Here is an 18,533-nt window from a genome sequence, read left to right as displayed (position 1 = left end):
GCATTGTGCGAAATGCACACAATGCGCAGCACACTTCTGCGATTGATGCGTCGCGCGTAAGCGTCGTCAAGAGGGAATTGGCGAAGTATCGGCGGCCGCCTCACGCACACGCAAAGCGGCCGGCGTCCGACAAAACGATCAGTGCAGCGCCGAACTCGTGCCGGGGCGTCGGTAAAACGATTGCTCCAATTCACCGAGTAACGTCGCCAGTTGCGGATCGCGAATGAAGCTTGCGGCGGAGTCGGCGGCGAGGATCGCTTCAGGCGTTTGCGGCCTGGCGATGAGAAAGCCCTGCACGTAGTCGACGCCTAGCTCGGAGAGCGCTTCGAGCGTTGCGGCGTCTTCGACCCACTCCGCCACGCTGCGAATGCCGAGGTTCTTGGCGAGCGCCACGATGGCCTCGACGATGGCCAGATTGGCCGGGTGCCCCGCCATGCTCTTGACGAACGCGCCGTCGATCTTGATCGCGTCGACCGCAAGGTCCTTAAGATAGGAAAACGAACTGAAGCCCGCGCCGAAGTCGTCGAGCGCGATGCGCCCGCCCAGCTGGTGGATGCGGTCGACGAAGCGTCGCGTATTGTCCAGATCGTGCAACGCGACCGTCTCGGTGATTTCGATGCACAGCAGCCCCACCGAACGCTCGTGCGCGGCCAGCGTCGCGAAGATATCCCGCACGAAATGCTCGTCGTTGAGCGACGCCCCCGAGAGGTTGACGCAAACGAAGCGCGTCTTGGACAACTGATCCCGATGCGTATCGATCCACGCCAACGTATTCGTGAGCACCCATTTGTCGATCATGCCGATGGTGCCGTTCTCTTCGGCCGCGCTGATGATGCGCGACGCCGGCACGATATTGCCGTCGGAATCGCGCATGCGCAGCAGCACTTCGAAGTTCAGCGAGTCGCCCGGCGATGCCATCTCCATAATCGGCTGCATTTCCAGGAACAACGTGTTGGGCGTGAGGCCGGCGTCGAGCGCATCGATCAGACGCAACTCTGCCAGACGCTCCCGGAACGCCGCCGCGCCGCGTTCGTAGACCACCAGCTCGCGACGGCTCTTCTTCGCCTCACGGCACGCCCGGTCGGCAGACGAAATCGCGTCGGGCACACGCATGTCGGTCGTCAATTCGATGACACCGGCCGACGCGCGCACCTGAAACGCCCGCTCTCCGATCTGATACGGCTCCCCGGCGATGGCGTCCACCAGCCGTCGCGCCACCGCCGCCGCTTCCTTGATGGTGGCGTCGCGGAAGACCACGATGAACTCGTCACCGCCAGTACGTCCCACGCTCTGTTCCGTCGACAACCGCGCACGCATCCGGTCGCAGGCCTGACGCAGCACCTCGTCGCCCGCAGCATGCCCGAACAGATCGTTGACGAGCTTGAAGCGATCCAGATCGAGATACGCCAGCGCCGCCGGACGCGCGTCCGAGAGCGTCCGGATGGCTTCGCCCAGCGATTTTTCGATGCCGCGCCGGTTCGAGACGCCCGTAAGCGGGTCGTTCTCCGCCAGATAGCGCAATTGCTCCATCGTGCGGGCACGTTCCGTAATGTCCTGCAAGGACCCTTCGATACGCCCGTCGGAGAAAATCGCCTTGACGAGGTAACGGCTGATGCGCCCGTCGTCGCGAGGCAACGAGAGGATTTCAAGCTCGGACTCATCGCTGTGCTGGGCGACGTCGAGCAGCATGCGCCACGTGCTCTGACCGAAGTACTGGTCCCAGCGGAACGTGCGTCCCTCGGTGTTGGGAATGCCGAGCATGGTGTGCAGCGCCGCGTTGCCCCGCACGAACACCCCCTGATCGTTCAGCGTAAACAGGCCGACCGGCGTCACGTCGTAAGCATTGCGCAGCTCGGTCTGGGCTTCGAGTTTGCCCTTGTGTTCCAGACGCATCTGCTCGGCAATCGCCAGCGCGGCCATCAGGCTCGAGAACAGCGCAGCCGTCACGCTGTTGAGCGCCGACGACAACGCGCGCGCATTGAAGGCGGCGGCGATGACCTCGGAGAACGTCGCGAACAGAACGATGGCCAGCGACGCGCTGTACCAGACCGCCACACGAGAACGCGTGAGCACCAGAATGCGCACGAGCAGCACCAGCACGATCACGATGCCCAGCGCCGCCACGGCCCACAGCACCGGAATGAAGTGCGCGTACGGCAACGCAATCGCCGCGCAGCAGAGCACCACACCCGCCCATTGCAGCACCATCACCATCCAGCGCAGGCCGATCAGGCGCAGTTCCTTCTTGAATAGCTGGGTGAACAGCGAATAGGTCAGCACGTAGTAAATGGCAAACGTCGCCTTGCGTACCAGCGCGTCCCAGTCCATCGGAATGGCGCGCTCCAGCCACTGCGTGTCCGCGCCGAGCGAGTTGGCGGCAAGTCGCAGGTTGCCGATCAGCCAGGCGGCGAACAGCACATACAACCATTCCTTGTTGATGATGGCGGTGACGAGCACGAACGCCGAGAGCGTCAGCAGACCGCCTTCGAGCAAACCGTTACTGCGATGGAATTCCTTCTCCGAGATGCGCAACTCGGGCCCAGGCCACGCGACGAGCGTCAGATGCGCAGGGCCGGAGAACGTGCCCTGACACAGCAGTGTGACCGGCTCGACCAGATGACCGAGGTCGATCGCGAAGCCCGCCTTCGACATGCGAATCGCGCCGCTGACATCGCCGCGGTCGGCACGACCGATCGCCGGTGTGTCGGGGCTTCGCCAGCAGGCAAGCGTCTGCGCGTGCCGCGAGGGAAATTCGATGACGGTTCGCTCCTGCCCGCCGACCGGCGGCACGGAAAACCGGAACCACACTGGCGCTTCGGACAGATGCGTGCTGAATTGCTGCACCAGCGGCGCGCGCTCCAGCGCACCCTGTGCCATCGGCGGATTGAACGTCGCAGGAAAATCGCCCTGCGCCTGAAAACTCACCGGGGTGGCACCGCGCACGGCGTACTGACTTTCCTGGAACATGAGCACGATGCCGGACAGCAGCATGATCGCTGCGGGCACCGCGTAAAGGGAAATGCTGCGAAAGAGTTCGTCGAGCCGGGCCGTGATGCGCCAACGGCGCCGCGTGCCGGTGAGTTCGCTCAACTCATCGGAGAAATCGTTCGTGTTACGGCCGTCGTCGCGCTCGTTGCCGAGTTCCCCCGCCATATGACTTTTGTGCCCTTATCTCGTTGGTCGCCCCCGTGTTGATCCCCGGACAAGGCGAGCATCGAAGCCCGCCTCTCCGGTCGGGCCGGCCCTGTCCCGTGCCGCCGTCTTCCGGCGGGCACGGGCAGGTGTCTCTCGCCCGTCCTACGCGTTACCGCCGTCGTGCAATGAACTGCCTGTTGCAATCGACGGGATAACGTTATTTCGAATAACGGCATTACACCGCCAGGCTGTAGCCTGCTGCTACGCATCGTACCTCGTCGGCACCAAAAGATAAATCCCGCAAATGCGCGCCAACACTGGCTTCAACCGGCACTGACCCGCCGTCGTTCCGCGCTTGCCCAACCTCCCCTTCGCCCGGCATGCCGAGACGCAAGTCGGGGTGATGGGTCAGGCACATATAGGCAAACAACGGGTGACCTGCCGACTGCCAGCGCGTGCGTGCCTGCGCCACATCCAGCGCCAGCACCCGATGCCCGATGCCGCCGACATGCGCCATCGGGATCAGACCCTGCGCAGGGAAGACGTCGGCAAACATCAGCGCTTCGTACTGCCGATGCAGCGGCGGGCGTGCCGTAATCACCATCCAGTCGATGCCCGAGACCAGGCAGTACTGATAGAACGCCTTGAAAAGCGCGGTCTTGACGACTCGCCCCACCGGCCCCGCCACCACGCCAAGACGTGTGGCTTCCGCCAGTGCGGTGCTGTCGAGCCATTCGGGCAACGGTGCGGAATCCTCAAGATGCAATGCCTGATAGCGATTGGTCTGGATCCGCATCGTGCCGAGCACCGCACCATCGAGCCGGGCGCGCGCCACCAGCACAACGGAGCCCGGCTCCCGGTCGCTGACCTCCGGCTCGGTCAGCGTTGCCGCAAGCTCAGGCAGATGGCGGCCATAAGCCGCCTGGCGCATGGCAACGGCGTCGCGCAACGACGACTCGTCGCTTGCGATGGTGACGACAAACGGCAGACGTTCTTCGCGCAGCGCCCCGATGCCGGGCGTGGCGGATACGGCGGCCCGGGCAGTCGCCGGTGACGAAGCAAGATTGAGGTTCCCGGCCGGCCGGTCTGCATGGGTAATCGAAAGGACATCTGAAGCTTGTGCAAGGTCAAACATGATTGACACTCCTTAAGGTCAATGAAAGGGCGGGTGCCGTGCACGGGCGTTGTCGCCGGTGCATCGCACAATTCCTTTCTTGACCCGCCGAGGCGAAGTGTCAAGTGCTTATTTTCGTTAGGTTTTTCACAGTTTGACGGTACGGCTTCGCCTGCCCGTCGGTTCGTCCTGCCAACCGCCCGGGAACCCCCGTCGCGCCGTATGAAACGCCCCATCACCCGGCGTCCCCGCCCTTGCCTTCCCATCCATTTGTCACCTATTTGCGACAGTTGCCGTCCGGAGAAAGACTCTGGCAAAATGCTAAACCTGTTTACTAATTTGCCGAACCGACGCGGCGTGCCGCTGCACCGCTTGACGTCGGCCGGCGATCGACCACGACATTCCACACATGCCGAAAATCGACTGGTCTTCCCGGTTTGGCACGCTGGTGCATGACACGGCACGGGTCTATTCGCGCCTGTTCGACCGGCGCGCCCGGGGTAATTTCGATCTGACGCGCGCCCAATGCCGCGTACTGGTGATGTTGCATCGCTATGGCGTGCAGACGCAGGCCGAACTCGCCGAGCGCATGGAACTCACGCCGATGGCACTCGTGCGCCTGCTGGACCGTCTGCGGGAAAAGGGACTGGTGCGTCGCGAGCGCGATCCCAAGGATAAACGCGCCCATCTGCTCTATCTGACGGACGACTCCGAAGCCAAGATCGACACGATCGTCGCCTTCGCCAACGTCACGGAACGTGAGGCGCTCGCCGATCTCACGCCCGCGGAGCGCGCTGAGCTGTCCCGACTGCTCGGCAAAGTGTTGGCCAATCTGACGCGCGCCGAGGCGGAATGCCCGGCACCGGTGCGTCGACGTGAGGAGGCAGATCCGGAGTAGACGGCGCAGAACACGGCAGCAGGAGGAAGCAAGAGGAGACGGGCGCGATTCCAGCGCTGAGCGACACATAACAACGTCGGGCACGAGCAGAACGACGATCTACCAGAGGAATTACCGTGGCATCCCCCAAAATGGCTGACGACCCGGGCAAACACCGGGCGCTCGTCAGCGTGTCCGTCATGCTGGCAACGGTGTTGCAGACACTCGACAGCACCATCGCCAACGTTGCACTGCCCCACATGCAAGGCAGTCTGGCGGCATCGCAGGACTCGATCACATGGGTTCTGACGTCCTATATCGTGGCCGCCGCCATCGCCACGCCGCTCACCGGCACGCTGTGCGCGCGCTTTGGACGCCGACGCGTCTTCCTGTGGTCCGTCGCAGGCTTCACCATCGCCTCCGCGCTGTGCGGCATGGCGCACTCGCTTACCGAGATCGTGGCAGCGCGTCTGTTTCAGGGGATCTGCGGCGCAGCACTGGTGCCACTCTCGCAAGCGACCATGCTCGACATCAACCCGCCGAGCAAACACGGCTCGGCGATGGCCGTCTTCGGCATGGGTGTCATGGTGGGACCGATTCTCGGACCATCGCTCGGCGGTTGGCTCACCGACAGCTACAACTGGCGCTGGGTGTTCTACATCAACCTGCCCATCGGGCTGATCGCCTTCCTCGGCATTGCTGCCTATCTGAAGGAGCCGCCGGAACAGAAGGCGGGTAAGTTCGACGCGCTAGGCTTCGTCACACTGGGTCTTGCCATCGGTCTGCTGCAACTTCTGCTCGACCGGGGCGAACAGCAGGACTGGCTGAATTCGACGGAAATCTGGCTGGAGATGCTGGGCGCGATCATCTGCTTCGCGTACTTCATCGTTCACACATGGACAGCGGGCGAGCACTCGTTCTTCAACCGCGCACTGCTGCGCGACCGGAATTTCAATACGGGCGTCGTCTACATTTTCGTGGTCGGCATCATTCTCTACGCCACGCGGGCCCTGCTCCCGCCCATGCTGCAAAGCCTGTTCGGCTACCCCGCGATCCTGACCGGGCTCGTCACCGCCCCTTCGGGCGCAGGCACGATGGCCGCCATGCTGATCGTCGGGCGACTGGTCGGCAAGGTCGACGTTCGCTACCTACTGGGTTTCGGCTTCGCGCTGACCGCCTATTCGCTCCACATGATGGCCGGTTACTCGCTGACGCTGAGTCCGTCGGACATTGTCTGGCCGGGCGTGATTCAGGGCTTCGGGCTGGGTTTCGTGTTCGTGCCGCTCACAACCGTCACGTTCGCCACGCTCCCCGGCCAGTTCCGCGCGGACGGGGCAGCGATTTACAGTCTGTCGCGCAACATCGGCAGCAGTATCGGCATCTCGGTCGTGCAGACGCTGCTCACGCAGAACACGCAGGTCAACCATGCGGTGCTGTCAGAACGCATCACGCCGTTTACACAAGGCGTCGAAACGTATGTGCAAACGTATGGGGCCGCCGCAATGGCTGCACTCAACGCGGAGGTAACGCGTCAGGCGGCGATGATCGCCTATCTCGACGACTTCCGTCTTATGTTGTTCCTGACGATCATCGTCATGCCGCTGTTGCTGTTTATCCGCATGAAGAAGAAGGCCCCCGGCGAAACCGAAGAGATGGTTCACGTCGCGGCCGACTGAAGCGATATTGGCGAACCGAAGCGCGCGAGCTATTAATAAATATCTTATAAATTCGACGCGCGCTTCTTTACCGATTTACGTGGCTTTCGAGGCTTTGGCTCAATACCAATACGTGAATCTCCGGCAAGTACCAATTTCGTCACGCGCTCGACGACCGCCTCGAATTCAATTTCCGATTGCGGGATATAAAGCCATTTCCCGAGCACCGGATGCGGGCGCAACGCCGGCATCTCTTCAATGAGCGACGCATGATGTTCATGCGACGTGCACACCAACAGGCCATCCCATGGCGGATCCCGGTCGATCACCGCAACGCATTGGCGGCCGTTCAGATACGCCGCTTCAGCACCGAACATCCGCTTGTGCATGAAGGTGTCGTCACGTTCGAACGCATCGAAAATCCAGAGAAGCGAATTACGAATAGTGGATGGCATACGCTGATCGCCTCAATAACACTTAGAAAGTCGAGATAACGGTAACAACTTATTACAACTCACCAAAATACAACGCCGACATTTGTAATTGTCGATTTGAACATCTAATTTGAACTCACTCGAATTGCGCAAGATGAAATAAAAAACGTCACCCTCAGGAGGGCGATATGACAATCTCGCCACGTGCAGTTGAGTTCGCCCGGCATTCGCAGTGTCAGTCGCCGCCCCTGCCTCTCAAACCCCTGATTATCGCGCTGACGCTATGCATCACTGCTCAGGCACGCGCGGCATGCGATAACGTTGCACCGGCCAGCGGGACGACCGTGACCTGCACGGGCACCGACGGCGTGGTGGCCGCGCAAGCCGGCAGCACGGGCGTTAATGTGAACGTCCAGCAAGGGGCCAACATCAGTTCTGTGCGGACCACCGCCGACGTCGCCACCATCACCGTCGACACATCGAGCACGATCACCAACAGCGGCACCGTCAGCATCACTGGGACGAATTCGCCGCAGGCCGGACGCGGTGCCGCCATTCTCGGCGCACACGACTACAACGTGCTGGTCAACACATCCACCGGCGTCATATCGACATCGGGCTATGAAAACGACGGCATGGCCGTCAACGGCAACCATGGCTCGCTGACCAACAACGGGACGATTACCGTCAACGGCCCGAACGCCTTCGGCATGACGGCAGCATGGGGACAATCGTCCGGCCTCGGCCTGTATAGCACGTTCGTCAACACCGGCACGATCACCGCCAACGGCGGCGGCAGTCGTGCGATCAGCGTCGTGGGCGGACAGAGCACCGTGACCAACAGCGGCACGCTCATCACCACAGGCGGCACGGCGTCCAACCGGTCGTTCACCGTCTTCATGCAAGGCAACAACAATAACCTGACGAACAGCGGCTACATCGAAGCGCGCGGCATCAACAGCGATGCTGTCGTATCGAACACCGCTTCGGGTTTCACGTCGTCCATCGTGAACCAGTCGGGCGGTCAGATCATCAGTCGCCAGGGCTATGGCGTTCGCACGGTTAATGGCACGATCACGATCACTAACGCCGGTCTGATCGAGAGCGACGTCGGCACCGCCATCGCCATGAACGCGGCAGCGAAATCCAACACCCTCACTTTGCAGAGCGGTTCGCAGATTATCGGCACGGCAGATGGCGGCAACAGCGCGGTCAGCCGCGTCAACTTACAGGGGACCGGCACAGCGAGCAATGCGTTCACGAACTTCGGCACGCTCAACATGCAGGGCGATAACTGGACGTGGACCGGCAGCGGCAACTTCACGACTGCGCAGTTTCAAAGCGGCGTGTTCAATCTGAACAGCTCGCTGGGCGGTGCGACCTCGCAAGTCGCTGCCGGGGCTACGCTCGCGGGCACGGGCACGCTCACCGGCAACCTCACCAATGCAGGCACCGTTCACCCGGGCGATGGCAGCGGCAACGGTACGCTGACCGTCGCGGGCAACTACACCGGTAGCGGCGGCAAGCTCGCCATCGATACGGTGCTGGGCGACGATTCGTCCAAAGTGGCCCCGCTGACGGTCAGCGGCGGCGCGATCGGTGGCAGCACGACGATTGCCGTCAACAACATGGGCGGCGCGGGCGGGCTCACGACCGGCAACGGCATTCCGATGGTCAACGCTGTGGGCGGCGCGACATCGAGCACCAGCGCGTTCGCCCTCGGCGGGACGGTCAGCCAAGGGGCGTACACCTACTACCTGTATCGCGGCGGTACGACCCCAGGGACGGAAAACAACTGGTATCTGCGCTCGACAGTGCCGGTGGCCACAGCCGTGACCTACGTCGATCCGGTGACCGGTCAAACGGTCAGCACCGTGCTCTCGCCAGTGGGTGCGGCGGGCAGCCCACCGACGGCTGCCGTCGGCTCGACGCCTATGCCGATCTATCGCGTGGAAGTCCCCGGATATTCGGCGATGCCGGACATCGCCCGCGTCGCCGGCTTCGCGCAGATGGGCACGTTCCACGAACGTCAGGGACAACAGGGCTTGCTCACGGAGAATGGTGTGCTACCGGCCGGTTGGGCTCGTGTGTGGGGACAAACCGAACAGTTCCGGTCAAAGGGCGACGTGTCGCCACAGTTCGATGGCAACATCGGCGGCGTGCAAGTCGGCCACGATCTCTTCTCACGCAGCACAGACAGCGGCCATCACGACCACATCGGCGTCATTGCGGGATGGACGCGCGCCTTTGGCGACACGCAGGGCAGCGCGCTGGGAGCGATGGACACACACACCGGGACACTGGGACTGGACATGTACAGCGCGGGTCTGTACTGGACCCACGTGATGCCCAACTTCGCCTACGTCGACGCAGTCGTGCTCGGCTCTGCGCTCCAATATGAATCGAAGCCCATCAGCGGCATGAACACGAGCACGCACGGCAAAGCAGTGGCGGCGTCGCTAGAAACTGGCTGGCCGATTCGGCTGACGCCCGGCCTCATGCTCGAACCGCAAGCGCAGATCGTCTATCAACATCAGTCGCTCAACGATGTGACGGACGCCGTTTCTTCGGTGTCCTTCGCCAACACCAATGGCTGGCTTGCACGCATCGGCGCGCGTCTGGAGGGCAATTACGACGGTGCACGCGGGTTGCTGCGGCCTTACCTTCTGTTCAACCTGATCCATACGTTCGGCAGCGACGGCCGCGCGATCTTCGGCGGCACCACACCGATCGTCAGCAGCGCGAACACCACCGCGGTGCAGTTCGGCATCGGGGTCGCCGGACGCTTCAACAAGCACGCAAGCGTGTACGCCACGCTCGCTTACCTCACACAGATCGACGACACCCGTCAGCAAAGCGTGTCGGCAACACTGGGATTGCGCTGGAGATGGTAATCCCTTTCGGAGGGGCGGTTTGCCCCGCCCCTCCCTCTTCTGCACTACCCCTTGGCCTCGATGTCCTCCAGCTTCCAGCTTCGGTCGAACCACGCCTGAAGCGGCCCATAGAGCCGGAAGATCGTGAACCATGCCTTGCCGGGAATCGTCTGCACCCAATTCTTTTCTTTGCCTTGCGGCGGCGTCGGCCCGAAGTACACATCCACCGAGCCATCGGCATTTCTCAGCAAGTCTTTCTCACTCGACAAACTCGGGAACGGCTGATCGGTTTGCAGCATCGAACGCGTTTGCGTGTCGTAGACCACCACTGACCAGAAGTCTTTGACGGGCACATTCGGCGGCACGTGCAGCACGTAGTGCTTGCCGCCGTCGAACGGCTGCCCGTTCCGGTCGGTATTGGTCGCCGCGTATTGCGAGCCTATGCCGGGCATCGCCACCGCCATCGCCGGGGTATCGATGGTGGCCGCGTAAAAGAACATCGTGCGTGCGTCGAAGTTACGCGCACCGTTGTTCAGCCACTCGTAGCTGCCACCGATGAATGGCGTCGTCCACTTACGGTCCGGATAAATATAGGCGGCGGGATTGCGATTCGCGAAGTCGATCGAGCGCGCCGTCGCGTTACCGACAGCCACGGCATCCGTCAGTATCTGCGTCATGCGGGCGTCGGGCGCGAACGGCTTTCCCTTCTCCAGGCCGATCGCCGCAAACAATCCCGTCATATCGGGCCCGTAAGCCCCGGCAGGCTCCTCCTGCACGATCTGATCGATCTCGTGGAAGAACTCGATGTTGTTCGCGTGCACGGTATTCATGACACGTCCCGACAAGTTCAGGAATCGTGTCGGCGGTGGGTTGCCTGCCTGCGACAGCGGATACACGCGCAGGCCCGCCTTGAGGCTCGCCACGGCAGGCTTCGGGTCGCCGTGCTGCATGAATCCCCGGCCGAACAGCAGGTTGCCGTAGGTTGGCGATTTCACGATGAAATAGCCACTGGCAGGCAACGGACCGGTGTATCCAGGCGGCACGAACAGATACTTGCCCCCTTTGCCCTTGTCCGGTCCGGCATTCCCCATGTCGGTCACGTAGCGGAACCAGAAGTCGTCGACGACACCGAGAATGTTCGGCGGCGTCTCTACAACGACGGGCCCCTGCTTCAGGTCCATCCAGTTCCAGAAATAGACAGTTTCCGAATTAGCCGTGAGAAATAGCGACTTCGAGTCCATCAACGACTCGAACACGCCCACCGTGCTGCCTGTCGCGCCAGCGTCACGCAGACCTGCGCGAATCGCCACCATCGACGCACCGGGCACACCGTTGAGGAAGACTCCCACGCCTCGCAGGAAATCGAGGTTGTCGTAGACGCGCGCGGCGGTCTGCGGCGTCGGCACGCCGTCGAAGTAAGTCAAGGTACCGATACGGGTGTCGACAGATGAAGGTGTCGTGATCTGCGACGGAATCGGCGTCGTCATCCGGTAAGTCGAAGCCGGGGGTGTTCCTGCGCAAGCGGCGAGCGTCAGTGCAGCAAGCGTCGCACAAAGGCGAAGCGGAATTCTTCGGGTCGTCATGATGGCTCCAGGGGACTCCGTGCGGAAAGATCGGGACGGTAGCGGGAGCCTTTGCTCCCGCCCATGACCGCGTCATCGCCATTCATTGACGCACGATGTCCCCCGGCTTCCACGACTTGTCGAACGCTGCCGCTTCCGGCCCGTAAATCCGGAAGTAGGCGAACCAGCCCCTGCCCGGCACCGTCTTGATCCAGTGCGACGCGTCGCCCTTCGGCGGATTGGGGCCGAAGCTCAGCACCACCGGTTTCGTTGTATCGATATCCTTCAGCTCGAACAGTGAGCGCAACGCCGCTTTGTCCTGATCGGTCTGCACTTGCGAGCGCGTCTGCGCGTCGTACAGCGTGACCGACCAGAACAGCTTGCCCGGCACAGGCTGCGGCACCGTCAGCGTGTACTGCTTGCCGCCGTCGAGATAAACACCCTGGCTGTCGCGGGCGCTCAACCAGTAGAGCGATCCCGCACCGGCATCGCGACGGAACATCGCGGGCGAAGTCACGATCGCTTGCGCGAACCAGCGATCTCTCGCGTCGAGGTCGACGCCCGCCGGGGTTTCGAACTGCGCCGCGCCCGGCACCAGACCCACCCACTCCCAATGACGGTCAGGCCAATTCTTGATCTCAGGGCGCTGACTATCGAACGCCGAGACCAGCATCTGATCCCGACCGAGACGCGCCGCCCGGGAGAGCACATCTTTCATGTGCGCATCGGGTGCAAACGGCTTGCCTTTTTGAATGCCGAGTTCGGCAAGCAAGCCATACATGGGAAGAAACGCCGGTTGAAGCGGTTCTTCCTGAGTGATCTTGTCGAGCTTTTGCCAGAATTGAAAATTGTCTTCCCACTTCAATGAAGAGCTATCAAGCGGAAGTTTTGTCGTATCGACGACTTGCAATGCCGGACCGGTCACGCCCTGCGGCGTCCAGCGCTGAATCTTGATCGCCTCGAAGGCAGCCATTGCTTTGGGTACATCGCCACCGACGGGCATCGAGCGCACGGCGAGCAGGTTCTTGAGCGAGGGCGATCGAGAGACAAAATACCCTTCGGACTTGTCCGGCACTTTCCCCTGATATCCCGGTGGCAGCACCAGATGTTTGCCGCCCTTGCCTGCATCCGGCCCCGGCAATCCCAAGTCGGCCACCCAGCCCTGGTTGTGATCGTTCACGAGGCCGATAAACGGCCCCGGCGGCAAGTCGATGAGCACCGGGCCGCCTGACAGATCCAGCACTGCCGATCCGTAAGGCGTATCCGAATTCAGCGTGAACCCGACCTGTTTCGGCCCTGCCGCCGCGATCCCCCACTGCTTGCCGTCTTCGATGCCCACTGCGCGATTGCCGTTGAAGATGCCTTCTACCGACACCGTCGGATACCAGAACCGATATGCCACGATGGCGCGCTGCAACACCTCGTCGGCACGGACGTGCTGCGACGCAGCCGGTGTCGGATAGCCCTGTTTGAACGGGTAAGGGTTGGCTTCGGCCGCATACGACGGCGCAGTTGCGCCGAACATTCCGAGGGTCACAAGCGTACAGACACAACGATTGATTCGGCGCATGGAGGATCCTTTGACTTTTATCGGAATATAAATCCCGGATAATTTTTAAAGTAATTTAAATTACATTCTTTAAATTAATTTCGCCGATCAATATTCCGACAAAGAAAAGAAAAAGTCAAACACAACACTTGATAATTTTAATTATTACTCGATCATAAAATTTAAATAAGCGTCGCAATTCATTATCAACAAATCTAAAATCCGACTCCATCGACATAAACAAAACCGGTCATTCATCGAAGGAGACCACGATGACGCCAAACCGTCGGTACCTTGTTGCGGGAGGGTTGATGTTGGGCATGGCCGCGGCTCAGGCCCAGACCTCTGCCGAGGATTCCAACAAGAGCAATAACCCGCTGAATCTGGCGGCTTCGTTCAATGTGCAGAACTACTACACGCCGTCCCTCTTCGGGACCGACACGCATTCGAACGACTTCCTTTTACGTCCCACGATGCCGATTGGCCCGAATGGCATCGTGCCGGTACCGCAAATTCTGCGCGGCACGATTCCGATCAGTACCCGCCCCGATCCCAATGGGGGCTACAAGACAGGGCTAGGCGACATCAACCTGTTCGATATCTTCTTGTTGAACCCGGGCGGCGCGGTGCAATTCGGCGTCGGTCCGCTGGTCACGATACCCACGGCGACGGACAAATCTCTGGGGACAGGAAAGTGGCAGGCGGGTCTGGCCGCCGTGGGGATACACGCGAGCAAGACGGGATTGCTGGGTGCGTTAGTGCAGTGGCAACACTCGTTCGCCGGTCAGGGAGATCGTCCGACGGTAGAAACGCTCACCGGTCAGCCGTTCCTCATCTTCAACCTGCCGGAAGGCTGGTATCTGCGCTCGACCGGTATCTGGACATTCGATTTACAGCACGGAAGCTATTACATTCCCGTGGGTCTGGGCGCGGGCAAGGCGTGGAAAATGGGGACGACCATCGTCAATGCCTTCATTGAACCGCAGTATTCCGTCGCGCACTCGGGCAACGTCCCCAAATGGCAGATTTTCGCGGGCGTGAACTTCACGTTCGGGCATTGAGCCCACGTGACCTTCAGCCACCCACCACCGCCGGCAACGAGGGCGTCGCCGCCCCGGCGGTTTCAGCACGGTCAGTGCGGTGGGTAGACGGATCGACGACGGGCATCGCCGCCTCCGGCGTGTAGCGCACACAGCGATTTCGTCCGGCAGCCTTGGCCTGATACAACGCACGATCCGCCCGTTGCACCAGCGATGACAGCTCGCCACGTGAGCGTTCGTCGCACGCGATACCGATGCTGACCGTCGCGGCGACCGTCTCGCCCTGCACCATCCGTGCCGAGCGCTCGAACGCTTCACGCACGCGCTCCGCGATGGTCTGCGCTTCGTTGGCACCCACGCCCGGCAGAAACAACGCAAACTCCTCGCCGCCGTAACGTCCGAAGATATCGTCCGCGCGAAGTTGTTGCGACGCCGTGCGTGCGAACAGCAGCAGCACCGTGTCGCCGAACGGATGGCCGTAAGTGTCGTTGATGCGTTTGAAGTGATCCAGATCGAGCAGCAGCAGTGCAACGGGCGCTCGCGCTGCCCCGTGGCGTCGCAACTGCTCGCGGGCTAGCCGTGTGAACTCAGGCCGGTTGAACGCCTGCGTCAAGCCGTCGCGGGTCGCCGCGCGGTGCAGCGCAATTTCCGAGCGCTCCTTACCCAGCGACACCATCAGGAAGCTCGCCACGACGATCAGCACGAGCATCTCGGTCGTGGAGACCTGCGGTCCGAACCAGGCAAGGAATTGCGAGTCGGTCGGACCGAGCCACACGAGCGCGACGGCCCGCGCCGTGTAGAACGACCCGTGCAGGACCGCGACGACCGCCAGCACGATGCTACTCGGCAACCGCAGCCCCGAGGCCTGCCAGAACTCTCTGGCCGCCATCAGGCTGTATAACGCCAGCAACGAGAAGAACAGCACGCCGCCGCTCCAGGAATCGAGCGGCCGCGCGAACAGCCATGTCCCCCAGAGCAGCGCTGCCGGGCCACCGAAGACCGCGACCCACTGAACACTTCGACCGTAAAAGCGCCGCGCGCCGCTCCACACCATGGCGAACGCCAGTGTGGCGACGGCATTGCCCAGCGGATAGAGCACCGCGAGCTGAGCGCTTCGGGAGGCCAACAGATAGAGCACGGGAGAGAATGTCGCGAGCAGGAAGGCCAGACTCCACCATCGTGGCGATTCGGCTTCGTCGCGGCGCAAAGCGTCGAGCATGAACAGGATGCCTGTCGCAATACTCAACAAGAAGGTCACAAACTGTAGCGTCGGCAGGTCTAGCGCCGGCAGCGACAAACCAAGAGCCATGGCTCTGTCCCCCGTACGCACAGCCGACGGGCGGTCATTACCGTCCCGGGCACATGCGCAGTTTGAAATACGGGGGAGTAAAACCTGACTGAATGATCAGCGGTTCGTTATTTTGGAGATGGCAAAACGCGGCAGCCGCTTGCGCGCCGTATGCGGCGCACCGTCTGGCCGCCCCGGTCCGGCCATCGGTTTCTCTAAAGGAATTCCCTGAATTCAGCACTGCTCCATGTCCATGCGGCGGGATTCTAGCACGTCAAAATGAGACGGCAAGGGACGCTTAGCCCCGCCAGACAAAGACGTCTCAACCTTCCTTACACTGCCTTTCTCACATTTCCTGACGCCGCCGCGCCGACAATGCGCCTGCCGTCTGAATGACGAGATCGGCAAAGCGGCGCTCGTCACGCTCTGCATTCCAGCGCACACGCGGCACGGCAATGTTGATTGCACCGATGGCCCGGCCATCCTGATTGACGACGGCCGCAGCGGTGGAAATGTCACCCATGAAGAACTCGTCTTCGGTGTGGGCGTAGCCCTGCTTGCGGATGCGGGCGAGCCGCTCCTTGATCTTGCGCGGCTGCGACACCGTCGATGGGGTGAACTGGACGAGGTTGGTGCGCGCCAGGATATCGTCCATCTCGGCGTCGTCGAGCGTGGCGAGCATCGCCAGCCCCGGTGCCGTGCAATACGCCGGCAGGCGTGAGCCGACGATGACGTTGGCATTGAACACGCTCCGGCTGACGATACGCAACACGAAAACGATATCCGTATCGAGACGCACGGTCAGATTGGTCGCCTCTTCCGTCTCCGCCGCCAACTGCTGCAAATAGGGTGCCGCACGACTGACCAGTTCGTTCGAGACGAGATAGTGATACGTGAAGTCCAGCAGCTTGGGCGAGAGTTCATACTTCTTGCTCTGCGGATCCTTGAGCAGATAGCCCAATGCCGAGAGCGTGAACGTAAAACGCTGCGCGGCGCTGATGTCGAGACCGGTCGCCACTGCAATCTCGGACAGCGACAGATGGCGCTTCGATCCGTCGAACGCGGTGAGCACCTTCATCGCCTTTTCGACGGAATTGACGTACAGCGTAGACTCCGTCGACGACGCCACCGAAGGCGTCTCTGCTGAGACGGACGTCACGGCGGTCTTGTCTTTCGCGCGGCTGCGCGGGGTTTTGGTGGTGGCCACAGTCAGATGGGTGTTTTGACAGATTTGGCTTGATTATCGCATAAAAATAGACATCTATCTTTATGCGATAACTCTAAATCCACGGTCAGCCCTCGCGCACGCGCTGCCTCATTTCGTTGCGACCCACTCCCACGCGTCCTGCGTGTCTCGCGACAACAGGTGCTTGCGGATTCGCTCCGATGGCGTCGTTTCGAATTGCGCGGTCTCGCGATAGTAGCGCGGCCGCTGATAGCTGGCGAGACGCTCCGCCGCCCAACTCGACAACGCCGTCCAGTCGACGGCCGATTCGCGGAACTGCACATACAACATGACGTCCTGCTCGCCGATCTCGCTTGCCACGCCAATCGCCGCACATGCCGCGACGGCCGGATGTCGCGCAAACACCCGCTCGATTTCCCATGCCGAGACGTTCTCGCCCCGCACGCGCATGCTGTCGGTTCGACGTCCGATGAACACCAGACTGCCATCGGCATTGCGACGCGCGCTGTCGCCCGTGTAAAGCTTGCCGTCGCGAAGTGCTTTCGCCGTGGCGTCCGGATTATCGAGATACCCCGGCAGGAACACCCCTTCGACGTCGCTCGACAGCACGATTTCTCCCGGCTCTCCATCCGCCACCGGCTCGCCTGCGTCATCGAGCAACTCCAACGTCAACCAGGGCAACGCATGGCCGATGGAGCCGGGCTGATCGGCGTCGTTCAGCGTGGCAAAGCTTGAGCACTCGGTCATGCCGTAGCACTCCCGCAGCACACAGCCCAGACGTTCGCGCGTCGCCTGCCAGGCGCTCGCCGAAACGCCCGCCCCCCACGCCACACGCAGGGAATTCGTCGCCGGTTGCGCGTCACGCGGCAACTGCATGAGGATGTCCAGAATGCCGCCGAGATAGTGGAGGTGCGTGGCCTGCGACTGCTCGCACTGCTGCCAGAAGCGGCTTGCGGAGAATCGCTCGACCACATGCATCTCGACGTCTGCCAGAAATGGGAGCAACAGCATTTGCGCACCGCCGATGTGACACAGCGGTTCCCACAGGAACAAGCGGTCGCCGTCGCCCGCGTCGGCCACCTGCATGGCCGCCTCGCTGGCAATGCGCATCATGCGGTGCGTGAACAGCACGCCCTTGGGCGCACCCGTCGTCCCCGACGTGTAGATGATGCAAAGCACCGATGCCGGGGTGACGGCCGCCGCAACCGGTGCCTTCCCCGCATGTACAGCGGCCTGCGCCATGACGTCCGACAGCCAGTAGCGCACTACTTGCGTGCCGTGGTGCTCCGGCTGCCCGGCGGCCAGCGCAACGCCGGCATCAAGGACCTCGGCAAACGACGGCTCGGCGATGAGCAGCTTCGGTTTGGCATGCCCCAGCAGATACTCGATGCCGTCGCCCTTCAGACGCGTGTTGACCGGCACCCACACGAGCCCCGAGAGCATGAGTGCGTAGATCAAGGCGACTTGCGCAGCACTGTTGCCGAGCATGACCGCCACGCGATCGCCCGGCACGAGTCCCTGCGCGGCAAACCACGCCTGCATCGCGCCGACCCGTGCGGCCATCTGCGCACGGTCGATAGCCTCGCCTTCGAACACGACGACCGGCTTCGCTGAAGCCCCCTCACCAACCTCACGTCGATTCAGCCCCGCCATGAGCAGCGGCACGACATCGAGCCGGTCGCCCTCGGCCCGCTGCGGGAAATACTGAAGATAAGGATGCGACGACGGTTGTGAAGCATGTGACGATTCCGACGTCGAAGACGTCTGCGCACTCACCGGCGCAACTCGGGCAACGTTAGACATGGACATACGAAAATCCG

At 61.9% G+C, this 18,533-nt stretch carries 12 protein-coding genes; 4 read left to right on the top strand and 8 right to left on the bottom strand.

Annotated features, from left to right (window positions below):
• Positions 1-138: 138 nt before the first annotated feature.
• Together PAQ31011_RS00375 and PAQ31011_RS00370 are read right to left on the bottom strand one after the other, a co-directional pair.
• On the bottom strand, positions 139-3,153 hold the full coding sequence (locus tag PAQ31011_RS00375) for a putative bifunctional diguanylate cyclase/phosphodiesterase (RefSeq protein ID WP_150573972.1): 3,015 nt from the start codon (positions 3,151-3,153) through the stop codon (positions 139-141).
• Between the two features lie 217 nt (positions 3,154-3,370).
• Positions 3,371-4,270 carry an N-acyl amino acid synthase FeeM domain-containing protein gene (locus PAQ31011_RS00370; RefSeq protein ID WP_150573971.1) on the bottom strand — a complete coding sequence of 300 codons (900 nt, stop codon included), beginning with the start codon at positions 4,268-4,270 and terminating at the stop codon, positions 3,371-3,373.
• A gap of 388 nt (positions 4,271-4,658) precedes the next feature.
• On the opposite strand from PAQ31011_RS00370, the gene PAQ31011_RS00365 reads away from it, so the two are divergent.
• Together PAQ31011_RS00365 and PAQ31011_RS00360 are read left to right on the top strand one after the other, a co-directional pair.
• A complete protein-coding gene (locus PAQ31011_RS00365; RefSeq protein WP_150573970.1) occupies positions 4,659-5,147 on the top strand; it encodes a MarR family winged helix-turn-helix transcriptional regulator in 489 nt (162 codons plus the stop codon).
• Positions 5,148-5,278: 131 nt separating this feature from the next.
• A complete protein-coding gene (locus PAQ31011_RS00360) occupies positions 5,279-6,802 on the top strand; it encodes an MDR family MFS transporter (RefSeq protein ID WP_150574815.1) in 1,524 nt (507 codons plus the stop codon).
• A gap of 44 nt (positions 6,803-6,846) precedes the next feature.
• On the opposite strand, the gene PAQ31011_RS00355 is transcribed toward PAQ31011_RS00360, so the two are convergent.
• Positions 6,847-7,236, bottom strand: coding sequence for a hypothetical protein (locus PAQ31011_RS00355; protein WP_150573969.1), 390 nt, complete (start codon positions 7,234-7,236; stop codon positions 6,847-6,849).
• A 167-nt stretch (positions 7,237-7,403) separates the two neighbouring features.
• On the opposite strand from PAQ31011_RS00355, the gene PAQ31011_RS00350 reads away from it, so the two are divergent.
• The gene (locus tag PAQ31011_RS00350) at positions 7,404-10,109 is read left to right on the top strand and encodes an autotransporter family protein (RefSeq protein WP_150573968.1); all 2,706 of its coding nucleotides are present in this window, start codon (positions 7,404-7,406) and stop codon (positions 10,107-10,109) included.
• Between the two features lie 44 nt (positions 10,110-10,153).
• Here the strand turns inward: PAQ31011_RS00350 and PAQ31011_RS00345 are convergent, their stop codons facing one another.
• Positions 10,154-11,671, bottom strand: coding sequence for a DUF1254 domain-containing protein (locus PAQ31011_RS00345; RefSeq protein WP_150573967.1), 1,518 nt, complete (start codon positions 11,669-11,671; stop codon positions 10,154-10,156).
• An 82-nt stretch (positions 11,672-11,753) separates the two neighbouring features.
• Positions 11,754-13,220 carry a DUF1254 domain-containing protein gene (locus PAQ31011_RS00340; protein ID WP_217424819.1) on the bottom strand — a complete coding sequence of 489 codons (1,467 nt, stop codon included), beginning with the start codon at positions 13,218-13,220 and terminating at the stop codon, positions 11,754-11,756.
• 251 nt (positions 13,221-13,471) lie between these two features.
• Between PAQ31011_RS00340 and PAQ31011_RS00335 the strand changes: the two genes are divergently transcribed.
• Entirely contained in the window at positions 13,472-14,260 is a 789-nt protein-coding gene (locus PAQ31011_RS00335; protein ID WP_246179247.1) for a hypothetical protein, read from the top strand.
• Between the two features lie 13 nt (positions 14,261-14,273).
• Here the strand turns inward: PAQ31011_RS00335 and PAQ31011_RS00330 are convergent, their stop codons facing one another.
• The 3 genes from PAQ31011_RS00330 to PAQ31011_RS00320 all read right to left on the bottom strand — a co-directional run bounded on the left by PAQ31011_RS00330 (position 14,274) and on the right by PAQ31011_RS00320 (position 18,522).
• Positions 14,274-15,548: a GGDEF domain-containing protein gene (locus PAQ31011_RS00330; protein WP_150573966.1), complete on the bottom strand. Its 1,275-nt coding sequence runs from the start codon at positions 15,546-15,548 to the stop codon at positions 14,274-14,276.
• Between the two features lie 325 nt (positions 15,549-15,873).
• Positions 15,874-16,686 (bottom strand): IclR family transcriptional regulator, encoded by an 813-nt coding sequence (locus PAQ31011_RS00325; protein WP_246179245.1) that lies wholly within the window; start codon positions 16,684-16,686, stop codon positions 15,874-15,876.
• Between the two features lie 156 nt (positions 16,687-16,842).
• Positions 16,843-18,522: an AMP-binding protein gene (locus PAQ31011_RS00320; RefSeq protein ID WP_150573965.1), complete on the bottom strand. Its 1,680-nt coding sequence runs from the start codon at positions 18,520-18,522 to the stop codon at positions 16,843-16,845.
• Positions 18,523-18,533 lie beyond the last annotated feature (11 nt).

This window comes from Pandoraea aquatica (genome assembly GCF_902459565.1).
GTDB lineage: Bacteria > Pseudomonadota > Gammaproteobacteria > Burkholderiales > Burkholderiaceae > Pandoraea > Pandoraea aquatica.
This window is presented reverse-complemented; position numbering and strand designations above follow the sequence as displayed.